This is a genomic window from Stenotrophomonas sp. 278 (assembly GCF_003935715.1).
Taxonomy (GTDB): domain Bacteria; phylum Pseudomonadota; class Gammaproteobacteria; order Xanthomonadales; family Xanthomonadaceae; genus Stenotrophomonas; species Stenotrophomonas maltophilia_AH.
The window spans coordinates 24,416-50,024 of the sequence record NZ_RHPP01000014.1 but is presented as its reverse complement, the minus strand read 5'-3'; the positions used below and the strand labels follow the sequence as shown (position 1 = coordinate 50,024).

At 65.0% G+C, this 25,609-nt stretch carries 24 protein-coding genes; 12 read left to right on the top strand and 12 right to left on the bottom strand.

What is annotated here, in order from left to right; genetic code table 11:
- Positions 1-1,673: Rne/Rng family ribonuclease (locus tag EGJ34_RS04345; protein WP_125359313.1), on the bottom strand; the 1,673-nt coding region annotated here is incomplete at its 3' end.
- Positions 1,674-2,076: 403 nt separating this feature from the next.
- Between EGJ34_RS04345 and EGJ34_RS04340 the strand changes: the two genes are divergently transcribed.
- Positions 2,077-3,054, top strand: a complete 978-nt coding sequence (locus tag EGJ34_RS04340; protein WP_125359312.1) for an RluA family pseudouridine synthase — start codon at positions 2,077-2,079, stop codon at positions 3,052-3,054.
- Between the two features lie 74 nt (positions 3,055-3,128).
- Here EGJ34_RS04340 and zupT read toward each other — a convergent pair whose 3' ends face one another.
- From zupT to EGJ34_RS04325, 3 genes are all read right to left on the bottom strand, one after another.
- Complete coding sequence (zupT, locus tag EGJ34_RS04335; protein WP_125359311.1) at positions 3,129-3,938, bottom strand: zinc transporter ZupT; 810 nt, start codon at positions 3,936-3,938, stop codon at positions 3,129-3,131.
- A 76-nt stretch (positions 3,939-4,014) separates the two neighbouring features.
- Complete coding sequence (locus tag EGJ34_RS04330) at positions 4,015-4,431, bottom strand: energy transducer TonB (protein ID WP_125359310.1); 417 nt, start codon at positions 4,429-4,431, stop codon at positions 4,015-4,017.
- 5 nt (positions 4,432-4,436) lie between these two features.
- Positions 4,437-4,778, bottom strand: a complete 342-nt coding sequence (locus EGJ34_RS04325; RefSeq protein WP_125359309.1) for a 4a-hydroxytetrahydrobiopterin dehydratase — start codon at positions 4,776-4,778, stop codon at positions 4,437-4,439.
- 91 nt (positions 4,779-4,869) lie between these two features.
- Between EGJ34_RS04325 and EGJ34_RS04320 the strand changes: the two genes are divergently transcribed.
- Both EGJ34_RS04320 and EGJ34_RS04315 read left to right on the top strand, forming a co-directional pair.
- Entirely contained in the window at positions 4,870-5,469 is a 600-nt protein-coding gene (locus EGJ34_RS04320; RefSeq protein WP_125359308.1) for an NfuA family Fe-S biogenesis protein, read from the top strand.
- A 9-nt stretch (positions 5,470-5,478) separates the two neighbouring features.
- Positions 5,479-7,509: a hypothetical protein gene (locus EGJ34_RS04315; RefSeq protein WP_125359307.1), complete on the top strand. Its 2,031-nt coding sequence runs from the start codon at positions 5,479-5,481 to the stop codon at positions 7,507-7,509.
- A 27-nt stretch (positions 7,510-7,536) separates the two neighbouring features.
- On the opposite strand, the gene EGJ34_RS04310 is transcribed toward EGJ34_RS04315, so the two are convergent.
- Positions 7,537-7,968: a barstar family protein gene (locus tag EGJ34_RS04310; RefSeq protein ID WP_125359306.1), complete on the bottom strand. Its 432-nt coding sequence runs from the start codon at positions 7,966-7,968 to the stop codon at positions 7,537-7,539.
- Positions 7,965-8,417, bottom strand: a complete 453-nt coding sequence (locus EGJ34_RS04305) for a ribonuclease domain-containing protein (RefSeq protein WP_125359305.1) — start codon at positions 8,415-8,417, stop codon at positions 7,965-7,967. Before EGJ34_RS04305 ends, EGJ34_RS04310 begins: the two co-directional genes overlap by 4 nt.
- 190 nt (positions 8,418-8,607) lie before the next feature.
- Here EGJ34_RS04305 and EGJ34_RS04300 point away from each other — a divergent pair, with 190 nt between their 5' ends.
- A complete protein-coding gene (locus EGJ34_RS04300; protein ID WP_125359304.1) occupies positions 8,608-9,219 on the top strand; it encodes a superoxide dismutase in 612 nt (203 codons plus the stop codon).
- 159 nt (positions 9,220-9,378) lie between these two features.
- On the opposite strand, the gene EGJ34_RS04295 is transcribed toward EGJ34_RS04300, so the two are convergent.
- Positions 9,379-10,158: an endonuclease/exonuclease/phosphatase family protein gene (locus EGJ34_RS04295; RefSeq protein WP_185750060.1), complete on the bottom strand. Its 780-nt coding sequence runs from the start codon at positions 10,156-10,158 to the stop codon at positions 9,379-9,381.
- 211 nt (positions 10,159-10,369) lie between these two features.
- On the opposite strand from EGJ34_RS04295, the gene EGJ34_RS04290 reads away from it, so the two are divergent.
- Entirely contained in the window at positions 10,370-11,932 is a 1,563-nt protein-coding gene (locus tag EGJ34_RS04290; RefSeq protein WP_125359302.1) for an oligopeptide:H+ symporter, read from the top strand.
- An 8-nt stretch (positions 11,933-11,940) separates the two neighbouring features.
- Positions 11,941-12,567, top strand: a complete 627-nt coding sequence (locus EGJ34_RS04285; RefSeq protein WP_125359301.1) for a rhomboid family intramembrane serine protease — start codon at positions 11,941-11,943, stop codon at positions 12,565-12,567.
- A 100-nt stretch (positions 12,568-12,667) separates the two neighbouring features.
- On the opposite strand, the gene EGJ34_RS22105 is transcribed toward EGJ34_RS04285, so the two are convergent.
- The gene (locus EGJ34_RS22105; protein WP_185750059.1) at positions 12,668-12,844 is read right to left on the bottom strand and encodes a hypothetical protein; all 177 of its coding nucleotides are present in this window, start codon (positions 12,842-12,844) and stop codon (positions 12,668-12,670) included.
- A 212-nt stretch (positions 12,845-13,056) separates the two neighbouring features.
- Here EGJ34_RS22105 and EGJ34_RS04280 point away from each other — a divergent pair, with 212 nt between their 5' ends.
- From EGJ34_RS04280 to EGJ34_RS04265, 4 genes are all read left to right on the top strand, one after another.
- Positions 13,057-13,362 (top strand): GNAT family N-acetyltransferase, encoded by a 306-nt coding sequence (locus EGJ34_RS04280; RefSeq protein WP_125359300.1) that lies wholly within the window; start codon positions 13,057-13,059, stop codon positions 13,360-13,362.
- A gap of 64 nt (positions 13,363-13,426) precedes the next feature.
- Entirely contained in the window at positions 13,427-14,290 is an 864-nt protein-coding gene (locus EGJ34_RS04275) for a DUF3298 and DUF4163 domain-containing protein (protein WP_125359299.1), read from the top strand.
- A 13-nt stretch (positions 14,291-14,303) separates the two neighbouring features.
- Complete coding sequence (gene cfa / locus EGJ34_RS04270) at positions 14,304-15,422, top strand: cyclopropane fatty acyl phospholipid synthase (protein ID WP_125359298.1); 1,119 nt, start codon at positions 14,304-14,306, stop codon at positions 15,420-15,422.
- 306 nt (positions 15,423-15,728) lie between these two features.
- Complete coding sequence (locus EGJ34_RS04265; RefSeq protein ID WP_125359297.1) at positions 15,729-17,249, top strand: MASE1 domain-containing protein; 1,521 nt, start codon at positions 15,729-15,731, stop codon at positions 17,247-17,249.
- Between the two features lie 8 nt (positions 17,250-17,257).
- Here the strand turns inward: EGJ34_RS04265 and EGJ34_RS04260 are convergent, their stop codons facing one another.
- Complete coding sequence (locus EGJ34_RS04260; protein WP_125359296.1) at positions 17,258-17,704, bottom strand: hypothetical protein; 447 nt, start codon at positions 17,702-17,704, stop codon at positions 17,258-17,260.
- A gap of 151 nt (positions 17,705-17,855) precedes the next feature.
- Positions 17,856-20,021 carry a M3 family metallopeptidase gene (locus EGJ34_RS04255; protein WP_125359295.1) on the bottom strand — a complete coding sequence of 722 codons (2,166 nt, stop codon included), beginning with the start codon at positions 20,019-20,021 and terminating at the stop codon, positions 17,856-17,858.
- 118 nt (positions 20,022-20,139) lie between these two features.
- Here EGJ34_RS04255 and EGJ34_RS04250 point away from each other — a divergent pair, with 118 nt between their 5' ends.
- Positions 20,140-20,622 carry a glutathione peroxidase gene (locus EGJ34_RS04250; RefSeq protein ID WP_125359294.1) on the top strand — a complete coding sequence of 161 codons (483 nt, stop codon included), beginning with the start codon at positions 20,140-20,142 and terminating at the stop codon, positions 20,620-20,622.
- A gap of 118 nt (positions 20,623-20,740) precedes the next feature.
- Here the strand turns inward: EGJ34_RS04250 and EGJ34_RS04245 are convergent, their stop codons facing one another.
- The gene (locus tag EGJ34_RS04245; protein WP_125359293.1) at positions 20,741-21,520 is read right to left on the bottom strand and encodes a ferredoxin--NADP reductase; all 780 of its coding nucleotides are present in this window, start codon (positions 21,518-21,520) and stop codon (positions 20,741-20,743) included.
- Between the two features lie 287 nt (positions 21,521-21,807).
- On the bottom strand, positions 21,808-23,664 hold the full coding sequence (locus tag EGJ34_RS04240; protein ID WP_260476897.1) for an ABC transporter ATP-binding protein: 1,857 nt from the start codon (positions 23,662-23,664) through the stop codon (positions 21,808-21,810).
- A gap of 350 nt (positions 23,665-24,014) precedes the next feature.
- On the opposite strand from EGJ34_RS04240, the gene EGJ34_RS04235 reads away from it, so the two are divergent.
- On the top strand, positions 24,015-25,532 hold the full coding sequence (locus EGJ34_RS04235; RefSeq protein WP_125359291.1) for a fumarate hydratase: 1,518 nt from the start codon (positions 24,015-24,017) through the stop codon (positions 25,530-25,532).
- The last annotated feature ends 77 nt before the right edge of the window (positions 25,533-25,609 follow it).

Sequence of the window (25,609 nt, the reverse complement as noted above, 5' to 3'; positions counted from 1 at the left end):
GCCACGGGGGCCGGAGCGACCGGAGCCGGGGCCGGAGCGGCTTCCACTTCGGCCACTTCGCGCACCGGAGCCGGGGCGCTGTGCTTGACGTGGGTCACTGCAGGGGCCGCCGGGATGTTCAGCTGGGCCTTGGTCAGCGCGTGCACCGGCAGCTTGCGCGGGGTACCGCGCTGGTAGCTCGGCTTGCCGCTTTCTTCGCCCAGCTCGTTTTCACGCAGGCGCGTGACTTCGTAGTGCGGGGTGTGCAGCTGCTCGTCGGCGACGATCACGATGGGCGCGTCGTGGCGCTGTTCGATTTCACGCAGCGCGCTGCGCTTTTCGTTGAGCAGGTAGTTGGCGATTTCCACCGGGGCCTGGACCAGCACCTGCCCGGTGTTTTCCTTCATGGCGTGTTCTTCCGCCACGCGGATGATCGACAGCGACAACGATTCCACGCTGCGCATGCGGCCGTGGCCGTCGCAGCGGGGGCAGATGATCTGGCTGGATTCGCCCAGGCTCGGACGCAGGCGCTGGCGGCTCATTTCCATCAGGCCGAAGCGCGAGATGCGGCCCAGCTGCACGCGCGCGCGGTCGTACTTCAGCGCGTTCTGCAGGCGGTTTTCCACTTCGCGCTGGTGCTTGTTGGACGACATGTCGATGAAGTCGATCACCACCAGGCCGCCGAGGTCGCGCAGACGCAGCTGGCGGGCGACTTCTTCGGCCGCTTCCAGGTTGGTCTGGAAGGCGGTGTCCTCGATGTCGCTGCCCTTGGTGGCGCGCGAGGAGTTGACGTCGATGGCGGTCAGGGCTTCGGTCTGGTCGACCACGATCGAGCCGCCGGACGGCAGGCGGACGTTGCGTTCATACGCGCCTTCGATCTGCGATTCGATCTGGAAGCGGTTGAACAGCGGAATGTCGTCCTTGTAGTGCTTGAGCTTGCGCAGGGTCTGCGGCATCACCTGCTGCATGAATTCGCGCGCGGTTTCGTACAGTTCCTCGGTATCGACCAGGATCTCGCCGACATCGGCGCGCAGGTAGTCACGCAGGGCGCGCACGATCAGGCGCGATTCCTGGTAGATCAGGAACGGAGCCGGCTTGGTCAGCGCGGCTTCGGCGATGGCCTTCCAGACCTGCAGTAGGTAGTCCAGGTCCCACTGCAGTTCTTCGGCGTCACGGCCGACACCGGCGGTGCGGATGATCACGCCCATGTCGTCGGGGATGTTCAGCTTGTCCAGCGCGTCCTTCAGGGCGGCGCGGTCTTCGCCCTCGATGCGACGCGACACGCCACCGGCGGTGGGCGAGTTGGGCATCAGCACCATGTAGCGGCCGGCCAGCGAAATGAACGTGGTCAGGGCGGCACCCTTGTTGCCACGCTCTTCCTTGTCCACCTGGACAACGACTTCCTGGCCTTCACGCAGCAGTTCGCGGATGGTCGCCTTGTTGTGGTCGACCCCGGCCTGGAAGTAATCGCGGGAAATTTCCTTCAGCGGCAGGAAGCCGTGACGGTCGCCGCCGTATTCAACAAACGCTGCTTCCAGCGAGGGCTCCAGGCGGGTGATGCGGCCCTTGTAGATGTTCGACTTCTTCTGTTCCTTGGACGGCTGTTCGATGTCGATGTCGTACAGCGTCTGGCCATCCACGATGGCTACCCGCAGCTCTTCAGCCTGCGTGGCATTGATCAGCATTCGCTTCATTGTTGCGTTCCTCGCGCGCTGCTACCGCGCGGAACGCCATGGGGTTTCGCTTCTGGTCACGCTTGCTCGCCCATCGCGCAGGCGCGGGGAGGGCGGCTTGGGCTTCCAGCGCTTCAACACCACGGCAGGCCGCGGGAGCGCTACATTTTTTTGGTTTGGGTGTTGCGGGCCGGAGGCAGCTGTCAGCCAGGCTGGAGCGCCACAGGGTCATTTTTTCAGCGCAGACGCTTGTCAGGCATCCGGCGATGGCCGGGACCGCCGGTGAGCCGCTAACATGGCCGCCCCGGGGGCGGTGGCTGCGCACTGTGCCGGAATCGAAGGAAGCCGGGCTTCTGGCCCAGAACAACTTCCAACGAAATCAATCCCTTATCTCGCCCGCCGAGTGTAACAGAATAAAAGGCCAATGACCGTCTCCGAGCCGTCCCCAAAGTCCGCTGACACCAAGACCAGCGTGCGCATGATCACAGTTCCGTCCGACCGCGCCGGGCAACGCCTGGACAACTTCCTGCTGGGCCAGCTGAAAGGGGCTCCGCGCAGCCTGGTATACAAGCTGGTGCGCAGCGGCCAGGTGCGGGTGAACGGCGGCCGCGCCAAGGCCGAGCGCAAGCTGGAAGCGGGGGATGAAGTCCGGGTGCCGCCGGTGCGTCTCACCGAGGAAGGAGACAAAGCGACACCGCCGGAGGCGTTCATGAAGCGCCTGGAGGCGGCGATAGTCTTTGAGGACGACCGGCTGCTGGCCCTGAACAAGCCTTCGGGGGTCGCCAGTCACGGGGGCAGCGGGATCAGCTTCGGCGCGATCGAGACGCTGCGCGCGCTGCGCCCGGGCAAGACGCTGGAACTGGTGCACCGGCTGGACCGGGACACCTCGGGCCTGCTGGTGGTGGCCAAGAAGCGCTCGGCGCTGAGCGAACTGCAGGCGCTGCTGCGTGAAGACCACGGCGCGGGCATCCGCAAGCGCTACCTGACCCTGCTGGTGGGGCGCATGCCGGACGGCACCATGACGGTGGACGCGCCGCTGCACGTGGGCCTGCGCCAGGGCGGCGAGCGCCACGTACAGGTGAACGCGATCGGCAAGGAGTCGATCAGCCACTTCAAGGTGCTGGAGCGCCGGGGTGGACATTCGTACTGCGAGGTGCGGATCGAAACCGGCCGTACCCACCAGATCCGCGTACACGCCCAGCATCTGGGGCATCCGGTCGCCGGTGACGACAAATACGGCGAACCGGACGTCAACAAGCGGCTTCGCGAGCAGATCGGCCTCAAACGCCTGTTCCTGCACGCCGCCTCGCTGGAGTTCGCCCTGGACAGCGGCAAGACCCCCTACGTCCTCAACGCCCCGCTGGCCGAAGAACTGGCCGAGGCTCTCAATCGCCTCGGCTGATCCCTGATTGCACGGATCCGTAGAGCCGGGCGTCGCCCGGCGTCACGCAGCGTGTGCAATCACATGGCGGCGAATCACCACTTGAACAACACCAGGCTGATCGCCAGGCTGCCCATGCCGGCCACCAGACCGTAGACGGTTTCGTGACCCTTGGCGTAGCGCTTGGCTGCCGGCAGCAGTTCGTCCAGGGCCAGGAACACCATCACCCCGGAAATCAGACCGAACACCCAGCCGAAGGTGGCGTGGGTCAGCACGTTCGAAAGCACCGCATAGCCGATGATCGCGCCGATCGGCTCGGCCAGGCCCGAGGCCAGGCTGGCCAGGAAGGCGTACCCCTTGTTCTGCGTGGCGAAGTACACCGGCACCGCAATCGCGATGCCTTCGGGAATGTTGTGGATCGCAATCGCGAACGCCAGCGGCATGCCCACCGAGGGGCTTTCCAGCGTGGCGAAGAAGGTGGCCAGCCCTTCCGGGAAGTTGTGCGCGGTGATCGCCACGGCCGTCAACAGACCCACGCGCTTGATGTAGGCGCGGTTGTTGTCGCGGTACATCGGGTCCTGCTTGTCCAGGCTGTCGTGCGGGTTGGGGATCAGGTGGTCGATCAGCACGATCAGCAGCACGCCGCCCAGGAATGCCGCCGTGCCATAGGCGAAGCCCAGCCGCGCGTCATAGGCCTGGGTGAACGAATCAATCGCCTTGTTGAGGATCTCGGTCAGCGACACGAACACCATCGCGCCGCCGGCGAAGGCCAGCCCGAACGCCAGCAGGCGGGGGTTGGGGCGGCGCGAGAACAGCACCATCAGGCTGCCCAATCCGGTGGCCAGACCAGCGGCGAGGGTGACCAGCAGGGCCGTGATTACATTCTCAGCGGAAAAATCAGGCATGCAGCGAAGCGTCCTTGTAGAGCCGGGCTTGCCCGGCTGTGCGGTGCCGATCAGTCCGGACTGTCAACGTGTCCAATCAACCGCCGCGACGCAGCCGTTCCTCAATGGCAAAGCACTCATCCGGCTTGGGCTGCGGCGGATTGAACGTCACCGGTACCTGGATCCTGCTCGACACCGGCTGGCCCGCCCGGGTCGCGGCCTTGAACTGCCAGCCCTGCACCGCGGTGCGCGCCTGCTCGTCCAGCGCGCTGTTGCCACTGCTGGTGGCCAGCGTCACTTCGCTTGGTTTACCGTCAGGGCCGATCACCACCTTCAGGGTGCTGGTTCCGCCGATGTTCTGGCAGGCCAGCTCGATGGGGTACTGCGGCGGCGGAGTCTTGACCGCGGCCACTTCGGTCGGGGCGGCCACCGGAGCCGCCGGCTCCGAGGAGCCCGAGCACGCGGTCAGCACCAACAACGAAACGCCCGACAGGGCGGCATGGACCATTTTCATGCGAATTACTCCGTAAGGGCCGAAGCCTTGGCTGCACAGATGAAGTCGTTCTCGCTCAATCCGCCCACATCGTGGGTGGAAAAGCGCACCACCGCGCGGTCGTAGTGCACGCCCAGGTCGGGGTGATGGTCCTCGGCGTGGGCCACCCAGGCCAGGGCATTCACGAAGGCCATGGTCCGGTAGTAGTCCTTGAACGTAAACGTACGGGTCAGGGCCTGGCCCTGTTCGGCCAGCTCCCAGCCCGGAACCTGCGGCAGCAGCTCGGCAATGCGGGCCTGACCCAGCTTGTGGTCGCTGCCCCGACGGGGCACGCAATGGGCCTGGGCCAGGGGAATCAGGTCGGTCATGGAATCCTCCACCATCTGTATGCCTGAACAATGCGCCGGACAGTGTATAAACCGAATGAGCGCATAACATGTAAGCCGCTAGAATAGCCGGATGATCCAGATCTCTGACACTGCCCAGACCTATTTCCGCAAACTCATCGAGCGCGAAGCCGTGCCCGGAATGGGCGTGCGCCTGAGTGCCGTTGACGCGGGCACCCCGCGCGCCGACGCGCGCCTGGAGTTCGCCGAACCGACCGACCTGCTTGGCGACGAATGGGCCGTGGACTGCGACGGATTCACGCTCTACGTGGCCTCCGACAGCGTCGGCTGGCTGGACGGAGCCGAGATCGACTTCGTCAGCAACGCCGCCGGCAGTCAGCAGCTGACCATCAAGGCCCCGAAGATCAAGGGTGAAGCCCCCGCTGAATCGGCCTCGCTGGTCGAACGCGTCCACTGGGTGGTGGAAAACGAGGTCAACCCACAGCTGGCCTCGCATGGCGGCCGCGTGGCCGTGCAGGAAGTCTCGGCCGATGGCGTGGTGCTGCTGCGCTTCGGCGGCGGCTGCCAGGGCTGTGGCATGGCCGATGTCACCTTGAAGCAGGGCATTGAGAAAACGCTGATGGGCCGCGTGCCCGGCATCACCGCCGTGCGTGACGCGACCGACCACGACAGCGGTCATGCCCCGTATATTCCCCGCGGTACGGCAGCCTGATTCCGCTGCGTGCCTCTGCGCCGGGCTGACGACATCCTTGCTTGGCTGCTGTCACGGCAGCCGGACAAGCGCATTCTGGAAAAAACCACCGGCCTGCCGTACGGCTGGGGTCTATGGTTGCGCGCGCTGAAGCCTGTGCCTTACTCAGTAAGGGCCACCGAGATGGTTGCCCAGCTGATGCAGCGTCCGCTGCCGGGGTCGCCCGGGCGCTTGCCCGCGTTGAGCTTCCCGCAGGCCCTGCGCCGTCTGGCGTGGCAGACCTGGGATCCGGCCCCGCGCGACCAGCGCTGGATGCGCTGGACATCCGCGGCGATCAGCGTGTTGTTGCATGTGATGTTCGCGCTGCTGCTGGTGTGGGTGGCAGTGATCCGTCCGCCGGTCGAGCCGGAGCAGGGCGGTGACGGCGGGCGCATGCGGGTGGACTTCATTGGGCAGGGCACGCCGGCCGAGGATGGCGGTGGCGGGCAACCTGGCGATGCGGAGGCAGCACAGCCGAGCAACGCTGGGGCGGCGCAACCGAACGCTGCGGTCGCTGCGCGCCCGGCCAACGCGGTGTCTGCCCGCGCGAATGTAGAGCGGGGCTCTGCCCCGCTGAACGAAGCCAGCCAACCCCAGCCCGCCGACACACCGCCAACGGCCAGCCGGGCAGAGCCCGGCTCTACTACGGCGAGCGAACCATCGCCACCGACGCCGGTCCCAGCCGAAGTCGTGCCGCCAACCCCGGTCGCGGCCGCGCCGCCACCCGAACCGCAAGCGACGCCGCCCACGCCGGTGCCGGTCGTGGAGCAGCCGATCCAGGCCACCGACGTGGCCGAAGCCACCACCGACTTCGTGGTGCCGCCGACGACCGTGCCGCGCACCGAGGTGCGGGTGGTGCCGCGCGACGTCCCGACAGTGACCGTCCGCGAACGCACGGTCACAACCGTGGAAGCTCCGCAGGTCACCCCGACCACGCCGCAGCTGCGCCCCATCGAGCCGCAGCTGCGTCCGCGAGAGATCACCGTGCGCGAGCGCGAAGTCACCGTGGTGACCGCACCGACACCCGCAGTTCCCGTTCCGATGCCGCGCGTGGAAGTGACCCTGCCGCAACGCGACGTACAGGTGCGGGAGCGCGAAGTGACTTCGGTGCCGGTAGTGGATGTGACCATTCCGCAGTTGCCGTCGCGCGAGGTTACGGTGCGTCCGCCGACCCGCAGTCCCGAGGTGGCGGTGCGCGAGCGCACCGTTCCCAACGCGCCGCCGCGTCCGGTGCAGGCGGCGACGCCGGCACCGTCGGCAACCCCGACACCCCCGACACCGGCGTCTTCGACGACACCCGCATCCGCGTCTTCAACGACACCGACACCCGCTGTTGTAGAGCGGGGCTCTGCCCCGCTGTCGTCCGCGCCGTCGCCGTCGGCCAGCCGGGCAGAGCCCGGCTCTACGTCCACGTCCCCCGCAGCATCGTCGCAGTCGCCCGCGCGCAGCGCCGCATCAGCGACCCCGTCGCCTTCGGCCACCCCCGCCGCACGCCCGGCTCCCAATCCAGGCGACTGGTCCACACCCGCCCGCGGCGACGACTGGGGCGCAGCCTCACGCAACGCTCCGGGCAGCACCGCTCAGGCCAACCAGGGCACCGGTCGCACCGGCGATGGGCTGTTCAACGCCGACGGCAGCGTGCGCGTGCCGAACCAGGACGGCAGCGGCAACAGCGAACGTGGCGCTCCCGGCGGCGCGAACGATGGTTGGAGCCGCGAGCGCATCGCCCAGTCCGGCACCTGGCTCAAGCGCCCGCCATATGATTACACGCCGACCTCGTTCGACAAGTACTGGGCCCCGAACGAGTCGTTGCTGGCCGAGTGGGTGCGCCGGGGCATCCAGACCATGGAGATCCCGATTCCCGGCACCAACTCGAAGATTTCCTGCGTGATTTCAGTCCTGCAGTTCGGTGGCGGCTGCGGCTTGACCGACCCGAACATGCAGGATCAGCCAGCGGTGGCGCGGCCACCGCCGGATGTGCCGTTCAAGAAAGAGTTCCAGGAAGACAACGGAAGCCGGTAGGCCACGACCGTTGGTCGTGGCGCGGAATCATTCCGCCGCGGGCACGTCCTTCAACGCCACGAACGCCCAGAACGGCACGTCCTGCTGCGCCCAGCTCTGGCTGGCTTCATCCAGCACATCCAGCAGTGTCTCGAATTCGGCCGCACCGGCATCGCGCAGGCCATCGGCGTCGCTCAGAAACAACGCATAGCCGCCCGGCGATTTCTGCCAGGCCAGGTCACGCAGGTTGTCCGACAACGCATCCCAGTTGCCGCCCGTTCCCTGCGGAAAATCCAGCTGTGCGGCGAGGCGGGCGAGCAGGGTGCGTTTGTCGGCACATCCGTCGAGGTCCACGCGCAGCACTTTCAGCCCGGCGTCACGCATCGCCGCCGACAGCGGGCCGACATCGTCGTTGCCAATGGCGTACACGCCAGCATTGTTGAGGTCATGCAACCCCAGGTCGAACGGATCATGAGTCATTGCCAGCTCCCGGCCGGGGGGACGTCAAAACTGCGGAAGGTTTCATAGTGGTCATCGGTGTAGAACCAGCCGGTGGGTGGGTTGCCGCCGGTCACGATGCGGCGCGCGCCGCGATTGGGAGCCCCGGGCGTTTCCACGGTGAATTCACGGTAATAGCCACGCGGTCGTTCGGGCAGGCGCTGCTCGCGGTTGCCGAACACGCTGCCGTCCTGGCGGTGCGGATAGGGGCCGCCGCGCTGGATAAGGGCGATGGTCCGGCGCGCTTCCGGGGGCAGGAACGGCGGAAGCGGGTCATTGGCGCGCGCAGGCGAGCCAGTGTCGGGCGGCGCTGCTTCACCGGTCAGTGATGGCGCGAACTGTGGCGGCGGCGGACGCTGGGATTCCTTGATGGCGAACAGGCCGCCGATCAGCAGCACGATCGCGACCAGCAGCAGGAGTGGCTTGCGCATGGAGAAGAGCAGAAGGGGAACCGGCACTAATGTAACGCGCGGCGTGAGCGCTTCGTCACCGCTGCATAACAAGCGCACCACCTGGAACTCAGATTTGTTTACATGCCCCTTGGTAAGCTGGCGGACCATCCCCATCATCGACACGCAACGCCCGGAACGCACCGGGTGAGTGAGCTACCAGGAGAATCACATGGCCTACACCCTCCCCAAGCTGTCCTACGCCTACGACGCACTTGAGCCGCACATTGATGCGGCCACGATGGAAATCCATCACACCAAGCATCACCAGACCTACATCAACAACGTCAATGCCGCGCTGGAGGGCACCGAATACGCCGACCTGCCGGTGGAAGAGCTGGTCAAGAAGACCAAGTCGCTGCCGGAAAACCTGCAGGGCGTGGTCCGCAACAACGGTGGCGGTCACGCCAACCACACCCTGTTCTGGACCGTGATGGCTCCCAATGCCGGTGGCAATCCGGTCGGCGACGTGGCCAAGGCCATCGACGCCCAGCTGGGCGGTTTCGAAAAGTTCAAGGAAGCCTTCACCAAGGCCGCACTGACCCGCTTCGGCAGTGGCTGGGCCTGGCTGAGCGTCACCCCGGACAAGAAGGTGGTGGTGGAAAGCAGCGCCAACCAGGACAGCCCGCTGATGGACGGCAACACCCCGATCCTGGCGCTGGACGTGTGGGAACACGCCTACTACCTGAAGTACCAGAACCGTCGCCCGGAATACATCGGCGCGTTCTTCAACGTGGTCGACTGGAACGAAGTGGAGCGCCGCTACCAGGAAGCGATCGCCTGATCGCAGGTACGTGTGACGCCAAACGGCCGGGAATCGCCCGGCCGTTTTTGTGTGTGGCACCTGCGCGCGGTGCCTGCGCCGTGCGACCAACCGTAGAGCCGGGCTTGCCCGGCTGCTTTCGGCGGGGTCGGCGGGCCGCCGGGCAAGCCCGGCTCTACGTTATAGAGCAGCGTCCTGCAGTTGCAGCGTGGCCATTACCCCAAGGCGCACCGGCTCGCCGTCCGAATCAAGCTTCACCGCCTCCAGGCTCACCCCGCTGAAATGCTTCACCTGGAACAGCACATCCAGTCCATGCGCCCGCGTCGCGCTGCCCGCGACCGACGGCGGCTCGACCCGCTCACCCGGATTCTTCCGTGCCGGCTGGAACCCGGGCGAACTGCTCACCAGCTCATGCGTGCTGGCCGCATAGGCCCCGGCAATCAGCGAGGGCAGGCCATCGGCGGTGGCCCCGATCCAGGTCATCAGGTCACTGGTCTGGTGGCGACGAATCGCCGCTTCGTCCGGCTCCGGCCACAGCCGGGCCACATAGACGTTGATCAGGTCCTGGCCTTGCTTCACCCGCAGCATCCCCGCCGCGCTGTAGCGCCCGGGCGGGTGCAGCAGGGTCACCCCGTCCTCGACCACCTCCAGCCGGCTGAGCATGGCGCTGCCCTGGCGCAGCGGCTGGCTCGGCGGATCGGCGGTAACGAAGTCGCAGCTGTAGCGCAGGCGCACCGCCAGCCAGCAGGCCGGATTGTGGCGGCTCTTGTCCTGCTGCACGCGCTGCACCGCGATGACATCGGGCTGGAGCGCCTCCAGCACCTGCAGGACCTGGTCGCGGCGCTGCTGCCACTGGGTGTCGTCCTGCACCGGCAGTTCCAGCGTAGCCACCTTGAGCAGGCGCGGCGCGGCTTCACCCTGACGGGCATGGGCCAGGGCGGTGGGCGCAACCAGCAGCATCAGCAGGAGCCAGCAGGGCCAGCGTCCCGGTCCAACCGAGGGGAGGGGGGGCATAACGATAAGTTTACGCATCTGTCGTCGACGCGCCGTGACCCCGGCCACAGGAGGCCTGCCATGGATACGGCCGGCTGTCACGTCCGGGCGCAACGTGCGCCGCTGCGGCCCTTCCGGTACCCTTTCACCCTTTATACACGCAGGACAGCCCCATCGAATGAGCACGCATGCAGCCGCCAGCGCTGGCAAGGGAAAAATGCCAGGGCAGATTCCGTACATCATTGGCAACGAGGCCTGCGAGCGGTTCAGCTTCTATGGGATGCGCAACATCCTGGTGCAGTTCCTGATCACCTCGCTGCTGCTGCAGGAGATCACCGCCGAAGGACGGGCGGGCGAGGCCAAGGACATCATGCACAGCTTCATGATCGGCGTGTACTTCTTCCCGCTGCTGGGCGGCTGGCTGGCTGACAAGTTCTTCGGCAAATACCACACCATTCTGTGGTTCAGCCTGGTCTACTGCGCCGGCCACGCCTGCCTGGCGGTGTTCGAGAACAGTCGCGAAGGCTTCTTCCTGGGCCTGGGCCTGATCGCACTGGGTGCGGGCGGGATCAAGCCGCTGGTGGCCTCGTTCATGGGCGACCAGTTCGACCAGAGCAACAAGCACCTGGCCAAGGTGGTGTTTGACGCCTTCTACTGGATCATCAACTTCGGCTCGCTGTTCGCCTCGCTGCTGATCCCACTGGCGCTGAAGAACCTCGGCCCGCAGTGGGCGTTCGGTATTCCCGGCATCCTGATGTTCGTCGCCACCTTCGTGTTCTGGCTGGGCCGCAAGCGCTATGTGCTGGTGCCGCTGCCGCCGAAAGACCCGCATTCGTTCGGCAACGTGGTGCGTACCGCGCTGACCGCCCAGGTGCCGGGCAAAGGCCGTCCGGGCCTGACCCTGGCGGTGCTGGGCCTGGTGCTGGCGGTAGCCTCGATGGGCCTGGTGGGCACCCTGGGCATCGTGATCTGCCTGTGCATCGCGCTGGTGCTGGTGCTGGCGGGTGTGGGCGGTGGCACCTGGATCCAGCTCGATCGCGCCCGCGCGTCGCACCCGGCCGAAGCCGTGGAAGGCGTGCGCTCGGTGCTGCGCGTGCTGGTGATCTTCGCGCTGACCACGCCGTTCTTCTCGCTGTTCGACCAGAAGGCCTCCACGTGGGTGCTGCAGGGCCAGCAGATGAGCATGCCGTCCTGGTTCACCGCCTCGCAGATGCAGGCACTGAACCCGCTGCTGGTGATGATCCTGATTCCGTTCAACAACCTGGTGCTGTACCCGGCCCTGCGCCGCTTCGGCTTCGAGCCGACCGCGCTGCGCCGCATGACCGCGGGCATCGCCTTCAGCGGTCTGGCCTGGGTGGTGGTGGGTGGCATCCAGGTGATGATGGACGGTGGCGACGCCATGTCCATCTTCTGGCAGGTGCTGCCGTATGCACTGCTGACCTTCGGTGAGGTCCTGGTGTCGGCCACCGGGCTGGAGTTTGCCTACAGCCAGGCCCCGCAGGCCATGAAGGGCGTGGTGATGAGCTTCTGGAACCTGACCACTACCATCGGCAACCTGTGGGTGCTGCTGTCCAACGCCGCCGTGCGCAATGAGACGGTGACCCACAAGATCGCCAGTACCGGCCTGAGCGAGGCCGCGTTCCTGATGTTCTTCTTCGCCGGCTTCGCCTTTGTCGCGGCGTTGGCCTTCGGTTGGTATGCCAAGCGTTATCGTATGGTCGACAACTACCGCGCTGCCTGAGTACCCCGATGACCCCCGTGAACCTGCTGTTGATCGCCATCACCGTCCTGGTGTCGTGGATGGCGTTCAAAAACCGTGCACTCGCCGACCGCCTGATCCTGTGGCCGCCGGCGGTGGACCGCAAACGCCAGTACGACCGCCTGATCACGTATGGATTCATCCATGCGGATCTGGCGCACCTGGCGTTCAACATGATCACCTTGTTCTTCTTCGGCGGGCAGATCGAACGGGTGATGCTGGGTCTGACCGGCAGCTACCTGACGTACCCGGCGTTCTACCTGGGTGCGCTGCTGGTGTCGATCCTGCCCAGTTACCTGAAGAACCAGAAGAACCCGAACTACCTCAGCCTGGGCGCGTCGGGCGCGGTGTCGGCGGTGCTGTTCGCCTTCATCCTGCTGAGCCCGTGGAGCATCATTTTCGTGTTCTTCATTCCCGCGCCGGCGATCATCTATGCCGCCTTCTACGTGGGTTACAGCATCTGGATGGACCGCCGCGGCGGTGACCGCATCAACCACAGCGCGCACCTCGCCGGTGCCGCGTTCGGTGTGCTGTTCATGCTGGCGATGCGCCCGGAGATTTTCCAGCACTTCCTGCGTGAGCTGAGCAACCCGCGTTTCAACCTGATGGGCGGTTGATCGCAGGGCGAGGTCACGACCAACGGTCGTGACCTACCGGGGATGCCGATCGGGGATGCCGATCGGGTAGGTCACGACCGTTGGTCGTGACCCGCCACCATCACGCCGCGATGCGGCCGTCGACACCGTAGGCGCTGAGCAGCCGGGTGTAGACCTCATGGTCGATCAGGTCGAATTCCGACCCTTGGGTCTGGCCATTGAGGGCCAGCTGGAACAGGCCTTCCAGCAGCGAGCTGTCGGCGTCGGCGGGCAGCGAGGGTGCAGGTACGTGGTCCATGTACGACTCCTTATGACACGGAGAGGGCAGGCAGATATCGCAAGGCTCGTGCCAGCTTTTGCGACCTGTCAGTTCCCTGTATCGGCTTGAGCCGGGCGGACTTTAGGGGCGGATATGACGCTCAACGTCCACAACTGCCCCGATTCAGGCTTCACGCGGCCGTGGCGGCCGGCTCCGCACTATCCCCGCTGTTGCCGCAGGAGACGTCGCCCATGGCTTCTGTAACCCCGCCCGGATTGGCTTACGAGGTCGAACACGACCAGGTCCACCACCGGTTCAAGGCCCGGGTCAGGGGGTATGAGGCGGTGCTCGACTACCAGATCAAGCGCAAGCGGATGACCATCGTCCATACCGGCGTGCCCGAGGAGATCGGCGGGCGCGGCATTGCCGGCGAGCTGACCAAGGTGGCGCTGCGGTTCGCCCGCGAGCAGGGCTACAAGGTGATACCGGCCTGCGAGTATGCCGAGGCGTTTCTGGACCGGCACCATGACGAGTACCAGGACCTGCTGCTCGGCTGAACAACGATGAGTTGTGCTTCACGGAAGAAGGATCATCATGCGGGGATTCAACAAGGGGATTGCAATGAAGATCGCAGGAAACCGCCGGGCATTGGGTTACGGCGGCTGGGCGCTGGCACTGGGTCTGGTGCTGGTGGCGGGCTGCAAGCGCGACGCTGAAACGCCCACGCAGACACCGGCAGAGGGAGCCACGGCCACGCTGCCGGAAAACATGGATGCTCCGGCGGCCCCCGAGGCCCCCGTCGAGCTGCGCGATGTGATCGAGAACACCCCCAAGGCGGTGGTCGGTATTACCTATCCGCAGGACGTAAGCCAGTATCCGGGCCTGGCCAAGGCGCTGTCGGACTATGCGACCGCCGCACGCGGCGAGCTGCAGCAGGCGGTCGACGGGCTGGGTAACGACACCCCGACCATGCCGTATGAGCTGTCACTGACTTTCGAGAAGCTGCTGGAAACGCCCCAACTGGTGGTAGTCAGTGCCGACGGCAGCCGTTACACCGGTGGCGCGCACGGCGAGCCGCTGGTGGCGCGTTTCGTGTGGCTGCCGGACCAGCAGAAACTGCTGACCGCCGAATCGCTCATTCCCGATACGAAGGGCTGGGCGGCGGTGAGCGACTACGTGGCCGACCAGCTGCGTGAGCGCGTGGCCACCCGCCTGAGCGCCGAAGACATGGAGCCGGGCCAGCTGCAGGAATCCCTGCGCAGCGCCAGCCGCATGATCGCCGACGGCACCGGGGCCAGCGCTGACAACTTCAGCCAGTTCCAGCCGGTGACCGACCCGCAGGGCCACATCACCGCGTTGCGTTTCGTGTTCCCGCCATACCAGGTGGGGCCGTACTCGGACGGCACCCAGACCGTGGACGTGCCGGCGAGCCTGCTGGTTCCGCACGTGGCACCGGCGTTCGCCGGGCTGTTCGCGCAAGGCTGAGGCGGAGGCGTGCGTGGACGTCGGGCTGCAGCATCGGGTTGCCGAACTGCTGCTCGAAGCGGATGTCATCGTGGGCGGCCACCGCCCGCATGACCTGCAGGTCCACGACGAACACTTCTATTCGCGGGTGATCGCCCACGGCTCTCTCGGCCTGGGCGAAAGCTACATGGACGGGCAGTGGGAGGCCGTCTCGCTGGACGGCTTCCTGCTGCACCTGATGCAGGCGCATCTGGACGAACGCGTGCACGGCTGGCGCGAACTGGCCGATGCGTTGAAAGCACGGCTGTTCAATCTGCAGGCCGGCAGCGGCGGTCTGGAAGTGGGCAAGCGCCATTACGACCTCGGCAACGACCTCTACCAGGCCATGCTCGGCCGCCGGCTGGTTTACAGCTGCGGCTACTGGGCCGATGCGGTCGACCTGGACAGCGCGCAGGAAGCCAAGCTCGACCTGATCTGCCGCAAGCTGCGGCTGCGCCCGGGCCAGCGCGTACTCGACATCGGCTGCGGCTGGGGCGAAGCGCTGGAATATGCAGCCACCCGCTACGGCGTGTCCGGCGTGGGCATCACCATTTCCCAGGAACAGGCCGAGTTCGCGCGGCAACGCTGCGCCGGCCTGCCGGTGGAGATCCGTCTGCAGGATTACCGCGAGCTCGACGAGTCTTTCGACGCCATTCTTTCGGTGGGCATGTTCGAGCATGTGGGCGACAAGAACTACCGCACGTACTTCGAGACAGCTCGCCGTTGCCTGAAACCGGACGGCCTGTTCCTGCTGCACACGATCGGCAGCAACATCTCGCGCCACCGCACCGACCCGTGGATCGCGCGCTACATCTTTCCCAATTCGATGCTGCCCTCCGCCGCGCAGATCACCGTCGCCAATGAAGGACTGTTCGTGCTGGAAGACTGGCACAGCTTCGGTGCGGACTACGACCGCACCCTGCAGGCCTGGCGGGCGAACATCGAAGCCGCATGGCCGCGCCTCGACCCGCAGCGTTACGACGAACGCTTCAAGCGCATGTGGCGCTTCTATCTGGCGGGTTCCATGGCCAGCTTCCGCTGCCGCCACGCACAGCTGTGGCAGCTCGTCCTTTCACCCAATGGTGTGTCAGGCGGCTACATAGCCCCCCGATAGCAGGATTGTGTGGAACTAGAGTCGGTCGCAAGACGACTGCCGATAACGACGATCACCGCTTCAACGCATGGACCCAAATCGGAATCGCGCGTGTGTCCGTTACGACATCCTCGCCCCCCGACACGGCGGGCTTGATCCCCACGAACTCTAAACCACGCTTGACCACCACATAGGAACTTTTTCAACTTTGCCGCAATCCCCATAAATCGCATTGCTCCCCCGCAACGCACCCGCTACTTTCGCGCCCTCGCAACAGGCAGGCGTCGCAGACGGATTGCGACAACGGCCCACCTAAGGAGGGTAGGGATGTCGGACAGCAAGCTGGTACGGGGATTTCAAGCGCGGTTGCTGGAGCTGCCGGAAGGGTTACTGGTTGCCGCGCTTTACGCGGCGGCGTGCTGGGCTTCGCGGCAGGTGTCGCTGGAGCAGCTTTTCCTTCCTGCCGGTATTCGTGTTGCAGCGTTGCTGGTGTGCCGTCCGAGCATGTGGCCGTATCTGCTGCTGGGAGAGTACGCGTACTTCGCGCACCTTCGAATCCCCTTGATGGAAAAGTATGGCTTGGATTGGGTGGTGATCTCGTCGGCCTATCAGTTTCCCGTTGCCGCGATCATTGTTTATGTACATCGCCGTTCGATTGCCAGTAAAACAGACACGTGGTTGCTCATCGTGGCACTCGCCGTGGCGACGTTGGTCGGTGTCGGGAATCTGGCCTTGGCACATGCGCTGTGGCCGTCACCGCCAGCGGGTGGGTTCGCGACGGTTGCGTCTCGCAATGTGATCGGCCAATACATGGCGATCCTGACCATCTCACCCCTGGCACTGCTTTGGGTTAGACGTGAAGAGATCGATAGGAAGTCGTGGCGAGGCCTTCCTACGACCTACGCAGCTATTTCCCTTCTGACACTTGGTGCCCTTTCGGTCGTCTTGCCGAAGGAATCCACAACTGAGAGGGCCATCATTCAGTTGCTCATGGCGATGCCGCTTATTGCGTTGACCTGCCTGCAGGGCTGGTGGGGTGCTGCGATTGGAATGCCGATCATGAGCATATTCGTCCGAATCAGCACGCCTGTCACCGGGTTGCCAGAATCATTCGATCTTGATTCTTTCAGGATCCAGCTGCTCGTTGCAGTTGCAGGTACCGCACTGCTGGCGCTTGGATCACGGATTACTCACCACTATCGCCAGTACGTAGTTCAAGCAAGGGCGAAGCGTGAGGCGATCTTGAACGCAAGATCCTCGCATTGCACAAGCGAGCGCGAGCTGCGGAATCGCGTGGTCAGCCTGCGGAGCATTGGCGACAAGCTCGATGTGGCGCTTAGCGACACTGTGGAATGGATGAGGGCCAAGGGCCACCACGAGGTCGCGAACAGCCTGTTGAATGTTGCCACGGTGCATTCACGTCAGTTCCGTGAGCAGGCCAATATGGTGTATCCGACCACAATGGAGCATGTTGGACTCTACCTTGCACTACAGGTAGGTGGAATCGGGGACGCGTGGGAGCAGACGGATCGCATGGCTCAGCCATTCCTGGTGGGAGACCCCTGTCGTCTCAGCTTGGACCTTCAATTGACGGCGTATCGCGCCTTGACCGAGGCCGTATCCTTGCTGCTGGAGAATGAACCTGGCCAGCTAAAGATCCGAGCGCGCTGCGGCCAAGTGGGAGCCAGCCGGGGAATAGTCGTGACTGTGGGGACGCTGGACTCGCGCCGGTGTTTGTCACGGAGTACCGTGACGATGGCGATTGGGCGACTTAGCGGCCGCACGCAGGCTTACGGCGGCACGGTACAGTGCCGCCGTAATCGAATCCGAATGTTCTTTAGAGAGTAGTGGACATGTCAGGGCCTGGTGGGGTGATTCTCGACCCGCCAGACTGCCGCCTTTCCGGTGCCACTTACTAGTAGCGTGAAGTCCGGATGCCTGAACACTTCTTTCGCGTCCAGCGTTGGGCGTTGAGGTTGGTGGTCAGACGGTAGGGCAACTTGAGTGTCGATGGTGCCTGCTGGCAAAAGCCAGAACACGTCTCCAGATTTTGCAATGATGAAGAGCAGGCCTTCGGCTATATCGCTGATCTGGAAGTAGCTGATCGAATCACGCTCAAAGGCGTGCACATTCCATAGCGGATCCAAGCTCTGGTCGGTAGCCAATGGTTGCGTCTGTCCAAGCCCGCTACCTGATGACTTGATGACATTTACATCGCCGGGGCAACACATCGCTTTTGCTGCGAGTGGCGAGACCATCAAAAATGCAAGCGGGCATATTCTCCGCAGGGGCGTGAACCACACGATCGACCTCCAACTCCAAGACCCGTCAGCGGGTCCGCGCGATGCTAGATGTCGCGAAGCGCGCAATCGATGATGATTCTCTGAAAGAGTGGGGCGAACGCGGCGACGCCCATAAGAAAAACCGCCCGGGGTCACCGGGCGGTTTCAAGGGTTACTTCGTTTCCGAAGTCAAACCACGCTTCTCAAGCAGCGGCTCGATCTGCGGTTCATGCCCGGCGAAATCGCGGAACAGCTGCATCGCGTCCACGCTGCCGCCCTTGGACAGCAGGGTCTGGCGGAAGTGGTCGCCGTTCTTGCGGCTCAGGCCGCCGTTGTCGCGGAACCACTTCTGGGTGTTGGCATCCAGCACTTCCGACCAGATGTAGGCGTAGTAGCCGGCCGAGTAGCCGCCCATGATGTGGCTGAAGTACGGGGTGCGGTAGCGCGGCGGCACCGGGGCGAAGTAGATGCCGTCCTTCTCGAGCGCGGCACGTTCGAAGTCCATCACGCCCTTGGCGGCCGGCACCTGCGCCGCACTGATCTGGTGCCAGCGCTGGTCCAGCATGGCGGCACCCAGGTATTCGGTGGTGGCGAAGCCCTGGTTGAACTTGGCCGCGGCAATCACCTTGTCCAGCAGTGCCTGCGGCATGGCGGTGCTGTTCTGGTAGTGCTTGGCGTAGTTCTTCAGGATCAGCGGATTGTCGGCCCACATCTCGTTGACCTGCGAGGGGAACTCGACGAAGTCACGCGGCACCGAGGTGCCGGAGAAGTAGGGGTACTTCACGTTCGAGAACATGCCGTGCAGGGCGTGGCCGAATTCGTGGAAGGTGGTGGTCACTTCGTCCCAGGTCAGCAGGGTCGGCTGGCCGGCCGGCGGCTTGGGAATGTTGAGGTGGTTGGCCACCACCGGCTTGAAGCCGGTCAGCTCGGACTGCGACACATACGAGTTCATCCACGCACCGCCACGCTTGGAAGCGCGTGCGTACGGGTCGAAGATGAAGATCGCCAGCTGGCTGCCGTCGGCATCGAACACGTCATACACGGTGACGTCTTCGTGATACACCGGCAGGTCGGTGCGCTGCTTGAAGGTCAGGCCGAATTCCTGGTTGGCGGCGAAGAACACGCCGTTTTCCAGCACATTCTTCATTTCGAAGTACGGCTTGAGCTGGGATTCGTCGAAGTTGTACTTGGCCTGGCGCACCTTCTCGCTGTAGAACGCCCAGTCCCACGCTTCCAGCTGGAAGGTCGGCTTGCCGGCGGCCTTCTGTTCCTTGTCGATCATCGCCTGCAGGTCGGCAGCTTCGCGCTTGGCGTTGGCCACCGCGGCCGGAGCCAGCTGGCCCAGCATGGCATTGACCGCCTCGGGGGTCTTGGCGGTCTGGTTGGTCAGGTTGTAGGCGGCGAAGTTGGGGAAGCCCATCATCTTGGCCTTCTCCGCACGCAGGGTCATGATGCGCGAGACCAGGGCCGTGTTGTCGAACTCGCCACCGCGGCTGCCACGGGTGATCGACGCTTCATAGATCTTCTTGCGCAGGTCACGGTTGGTCAGGTTGGTCAGCGGCGGCTGGCCAGTGGTGTTGAGCAGGGCGATGACGTACTTGCCGTCCAGCTTGCGTGCCTTGGCGGCTTCGGCGGCGGCGGCGATCTGCTCGGCCGACAGGCCATCAAGCTGTTTGACGTCGTCGACCACCACGGCCGAGGCGTTCACTTCGTTCTGGACGTTCTGGCTGAACTTGGTACCCAGGTTCGCCAGTTCGGCGTTCATTTCCTTCAGCTTGGCCTTGTCGGCGTCGTTGAGCTTGGCACCGGCGCGGACATAGCTTTCGTAGTACTTCTCGACCAGGCGCACGCCTTCGGCGTCCAGACCCAGCTGGGTGCGGGTGTCATACAGCGCCTGGATGCGGGCGAACAGCTTGCCGTTCAGCGCGATGGCGTCGCTGTGCGCGGCGAACTTCGCCGAGTAATCCGCCTGCAGCTTCTTGCGGGTGTCGTTGGTGTCGGCACCGACCAGCGAGAAGAACACGGTGGTGGCGCGGTCCAGGGTGTCACCGCTCTTTTCCAGGGCGATGATGGTGTTGTCGAAGGTCGGCTTGGCCTTGTTGTTGGCGATGGCCTCGACTTCCTTCAGCTGCTGGGCCATGCCGGCGTCGAAGGCGGGAGCGAAGTCGCTGTCCTTGATCTTGTCGAACTGCGGGAAGTGCAGCGGCAGCGGGCTGTCGGCGAAGAACGGGTTGGCCTGCTGGGCGGCGGTGGCGGCCGGGGCGGCAGCCACGGCGGAGTAGGCGGGCAGGGCCAGGCCGAGGGTCACGGCGACAGCGAGGGCAAGACGGGTGGTCAAGGGGAAATCTCCGGTCAGACAAGTGCCCGAGGGTAACCCGGGGGAAACCGGGTCGGCTTGTGTCAAAAGGCATGTGCGACAGGGGGGTACAATGGGGCATGCCTACTGGAGACGCGCCATGACCACCGCCTTCGATTTCTCGTATGTGGACCTGGATGGTCACCCCCAGGCGCTGGACCAGTACAAGGGCAAAGTGCTGCTGCTGGTGAACGTGGCCAGCAAATGCGGCTTCACCCCCCAGTACGAGGGCCTGGAGGCCCTGTGGCGTGAGTACGGTCCGCGCGGGCTGGTGGTGGTGGGCTTCCCCTGTGACCAGTTCGGCCATCAGGAGCCGGGCAACGCCGAGGAGATCCGGAATTTCTGTTCGCTGACCTATGAAGTGGATTTCCCGCTGTCGGAGAAGATCGACGTCAACGGCGACAAGGCGCACCCGCTGTGGCAGTGGCTGAAGGCCGAGAAGACGGGGCTGCTGGGCACCAAGGGGATCAAATGGAACTTCAGCAAGTTCCTGGTCGGGCGTGATGGGCAGGTGCTGCAGCGCTATGCGCCCACTGACAAGCCGGAAAGCCTGCGCGGCGATATTGAAAAAGCGCTGGCGTAACCGGGGCCACACTGGCTGATCGAACCCCGTAGAGCCACGCCCTGCGTGGCTGCGAGGTGTCAGACGGGGTCGCAGCCACGCAGGGCGTGGCTCTACGGTTGGGTCAACGAATCGGCGTTTATTTCTCGACGAACGCGCGCTCGAACACGTAATGCCCCGGCGTGCCAATGCGGGGTGAGGTCTGGAAACCGCGTGCGTCCAGCACCTGGCGCAGGTCGGCCAGCATCTGCGGGCTGCCGCAGATCATTGCGCGGTCATTCTCCGGGTTGAGCTCCGGCAGGCCCAGGGTGCGCTGCATTTCACCGCTTTCCAGCAGCGAGGTCAGGCGGCCCTGGTTGGGGAACGGCTCGCGGGTGACGGCGGGGTAGTAGAGCAGCTTGTCGCCGATCATCTCGCCCAGGAACTCGTGCTCGCGCAGTTCCTTTTCGAACAGGTCGCGGTAGGCCAGGTCCTTCTCGAAGCGCACGCCATGGGTGAGGATCACCTTGTCGAAGCGCTCGTAGGTTTCCGGGTCTTTGATGACCGACAGCCACGGAGCCAGCCCGGTGCCGGTACCCAGCAGGTACAGGTGCTTGCCCGGATGCAGGTCGCTGATCAGCAGGGTGCCGGTCGGCTTCTTGCCCACCAGGACCTTGTCGCCCGGCTTGATGTGCTGCAGGCGCGAGGTCAGCGGACCGTCCTGCACCTTGATGCTGAAGAACTCCAGGTTCTCTTCCCAGTTGGCGCTGGCGATGGAATAGGCACGCAGCAGCGGTCGCGCCTCGGTTTCCAGGCCGATCATCACGAACTGACCGTTCTCAAAGCGGAAACCGCTGTCGCGGGTGGTGGTGAAGCTGAAGTAGGCGTCCGTCCAGTGACGGACTTCAAGCACCGTTTCGGCACCAAAAGCGGAAGACATGGGGGTGGGTCTGATCTGATTCGTCCCCGCTATTCTAGCGCAGATGAGATAAATTCTCATTGACTGGCCCGCAAGGGGCTGTTCCGGCGCTGTCCGACCGACCCGTAGAGCGGGGCTTGCCCCGCTGAAGCTTTCCCGGCACATCCGGCCAGCGACGTAGAGCGGGGCTTGCCCCGCTGAAGCTTTCCGGCGCATCCGGCAAGCGGGGCAAGCCCCGCTCTACGGGACCACGGCGTTCCCATGCAGGACGCGCAATTCGAGACGGTATCGCGGCGCTCCACGCTGCCTCAGCGATACCCCGCCGCCTGCAACTCGAACAGCTCCGCATAGCGCCCACCCTGAACCATCAGTTCCGCATGCGTCCCACTGGCCTCCAGTCGCCCCTCGGCCAGCACCAGAATCCGGTCCGCCATGCGGACCGACGAGAACCGGTGCGAAATCAGCACGGCTGTTCGATTGTCAGACAGCTCCTTGAATCGCTGGAATACCTCGAATTCCGCCCGCGCGTCCAACGCAGCCGTAGGCTCATCCAGAATCATCACCTGCGCATCGCGCATATAGGCGCGGGCAATGGCGATCTTCTGCCACTGGCCACCGGAAAGATCCACGCCCTGTTTGAAACGTCGCCCGATCAGCTGGTCGTAGCCTTCGGGCAGGTCGGCAATGACCTCGTCGGCCATGCCGCGGCGGGCGGCGTCGCGGATCCGGGTCTGGTCGTCCATCGCCCCGACGAGGCCGACACCGATGTTCTCCCCGGCCGTCAGGTTGTAGCGCACGAAGTCCTGGAAGATGACCCCCATGTTGGCGCGCAGGTCGTCCAGGTCGTAGTCGCGCAGATCACGGCCGTCGAGCAGGATGCGGCCTTCGTCGGGGTCGTACAGGCGCGCCAGCAGCTTCACCAGCGTGGTCTTGCCGGCTCCGTTCTCGCCGACCAGCGCCAGCACTTCGCCGGCGCGCAGCTCGAAGCTGAGGTGGCGTACGGCCCAGCGCTCGGCTTCGGGATAGCGGAAGCCCACGTTCTCGAACACGAAGCCCTGGGTGATCGGCTGCGGCACCGGCACCGCGTCGGTGCGCGAATGGATTTCCGGCTGGATCTGGAAGAACGAGAACAGGTCATCCAGGTACAGCGCCTGGCTGGCCACCTGCGAGAAGCCGATCAGCAGGCCTTCCAGCAGTTGGCGCAGGCGCAGGAAGCTGCCGGCCAGGAAAGTCAGGTCGCCGATCGAGAAGTCGCCGCGCACGGTGCGCCAGGCGATGTAGGCATAGGCGGTGTAGTAACCCAGCGTGCCCAGCGCAGCGAGCAGGGTGCCCCAGAAGGCGCGTTTGCGTGCCAGCCGGCGGTTGGCCTGGAAAAACTTGTCGGCCAGGAAGCGGTAGCGGTCGATCAGGAACCGATGCAGGTTGAAGATCTTCACTTCCTTCGCCGTTTCCACGCTGGCCCCGATCTGGCGCAGGTAGTCGAGCTGGCGGCGCTCGGGCGTCCACTGGAAGTTGAGGCTGTAGCCGGCCGCATTGAAGTGCGATTCGCCGATGAACGCCGGCACCAGTGCCACCGCCAGCAGCAGGATCAACCAGGGCGCATACACCAGCAGGCCCACGGCCAGGCTGGCCACGGTGATCGCGTCCTGGACCTGGCCGAACAGCTGGCTCATCAGGTTCATCCGGCCCATGGTCTGGCGCCGGGCGCGGTCGAGCTTGTCCTGCAGGTCGGGGTCCTCGAAGTCCTCCAGGTCCAGCTCGGCGGCGTGTTCCATCAGGCGCACGCTGGTGGCGTTGGTGAACAGCTCCGAGAGCAGGGTGTCGGCGTAGCTGACGATGCGGCCCAGCAGGTCCGAGGCAATGGCCAGCCCGAACTCCAGCGCCAGCAGCACCAGCAGCGGGTTGAGCAGGCCACTGGAGAGTGCCTCGCTGAACGGTGGGAAGCCTGCTTCATGCCGGCTCAGCAGCAGCGCCGCGTCGATGATCAGCTTGCCCACGTACAGCATGGCCACCGGCAGCAGGGCGCGGATCACCCGCAGGCCGAGGCTCGCAGTGGCCAGCCAGGGGCTGGCCTGCCAGATCTGGCGCAGGAACGGCGGCAGGTTGCGTAGCGCCTGGAAGCGCTCGCGCAGGCTGGGGTTTTTCGCAGGGGTAGGGGCTGGCATGGGCGTCATTGTGCCTGTGCGCGCCGTGATTGAACGGTTGTGGACCGACCCGGCGCGGTGCGCCGCCGCCCGACCAACGGTATGCCCGTCAATGCCGGGCACCCCTTCGGGGCCGTCGCGATGCGACGTTACTCGCGGGGTTGCCGCTCGTTGCCGGCGCTACCGGTCTGCGTCTGGGGGAGAGCCCCCTTCTTGTTGAAGGGGGCGCGCCAACGACGCGGGGTTAAGGTGGGATGCGCGGGCAACCCGTACCGAAGGTGCCGGTTGTCGGGAGTCATTCCCAACTCCGCCGGGCCGGACGGGTAAAATGGTCGGCTTACCCCCGCCAGCCCCGAGCAAGCGAGCATTACGTGACATCGATCAAGCAGGAAGACCTCATCCAGTCCATCGCCGACGCGCTGCAGTACATCTCGTACTACCACCCGGTCGATTACATCAAGAGCCTTGCCGCCGCCTACGAGCGCGAGGAATCGCCGGCAGCGAAGGAAGCGATGGCGCAGATCCTGATCAACTCGCGCATGTGCGCCGAAGGCCACCGGCCGATCTGCCAGGACACCGGCATCGTCACCGTGTTCCTGGAAATCGGCATGAACGTGCGCTGGGACGACGCCACCATGGGCGTGGAAGACATGGCCAACGAAGGCGTGCGCCGCGCCTACAACCACCCGGACAACAAGCTGCGCGCCTCGGTGCTGGCCGATCCGGCGGGCAAGCGCATCAACACCAAGGACAACACCCCGGGCGTGGTCAACGTCAAGATCGTGCCGGGCGACACTGTCGAGGTGATCGTGGCCGCCAAGGGCGGTGGTTCGGAAGCCAAGAGCAAGTTCGCCATGCTCAATCCGTCCGATTCCATCGTGGACTGGGTGCTGAAGACGGTGCCGACCATGGGCGCGGGCTGGTGCCCGCCGGGCATGCTGGGCATCGGCATTGGCGGCACGGCTGAAAAGGCGATGCTGCTGGCCAAGGAATCGCTGATGGAGCCGATCGACATCAACGAACTGAAGGCGCGTGGTGCGTCCAACCGCGCCGAAGAACTGCGCCTGGAGCTGTACGACAAGGTCAACGCGCTGGGCATCGGCGCACAGGGCCTGGGTGGCCTGACCACGGTTCTCGACATCAAGGTCAAGGACTTCCCGACCCACGCCGCGAACCTGCCGGTGGCGATGATTCCGAACTGCGCGGCGACCCGCCATGCGCACTTCACCCTGGATGGCAGTGGCCCGGTCATGCTGGACCCGCCGTCGCTGGAAGACTGGCCGCAGATCACCTATGACGCGTCCAAGGGCACCCGCGTGGACCTGGATACGATCACTCCGGAGGACGTGGCCAGCTGGAAGCCGGGCCAGACCCTGCTGCTCAACGGCAAGCTGCTGACCGGCCGCGACGCCGCGCACAAGCGCATGGTCGACATGCTCAACAAGGGCGAGCCGCTGCCGGTCGACCTTAAGGGCCGCTTCATCTACTACGTCGGCCCGGTGGATCCGGTGCGTGACGAAGTGGTGGGTCCGGCTGGCCCGACCACGGCCACGCGCATGGACAAGTTCACCCGCCAGGTGCTGGAACAGACCGGCCTGCTGGGCATGGTCGGCAAGGCCGAGCGCGGTCCGGCGGCGATCGAGGCGATCCGTGACAACAAGTCCGCCTACCTGATGGCGGTGGGTGGTTCGGCCTACCTGGTTTCCAAGGCGATCAAGGCGGCCAAGGTGGTGGGCTTCGCCGACCTCGGCATGGAAGCAATTTACGAGTTCACCGTGCAGGACATGCCGGTCACCGTGGCGGTCGATTCCACCGGCGAGTCGGTGCACACCACCGGCCCGCGCGAGTGGCAGGCCCGCATTGCAGGAATTCCGGTGGTCGTAGCGTAATCCCCGACGTAGAGCCACGCCCTGCGTGGCTTCGCGGTATCCAATGCAGATGTAGAGCCACGCCCTGCGTGGCTTCG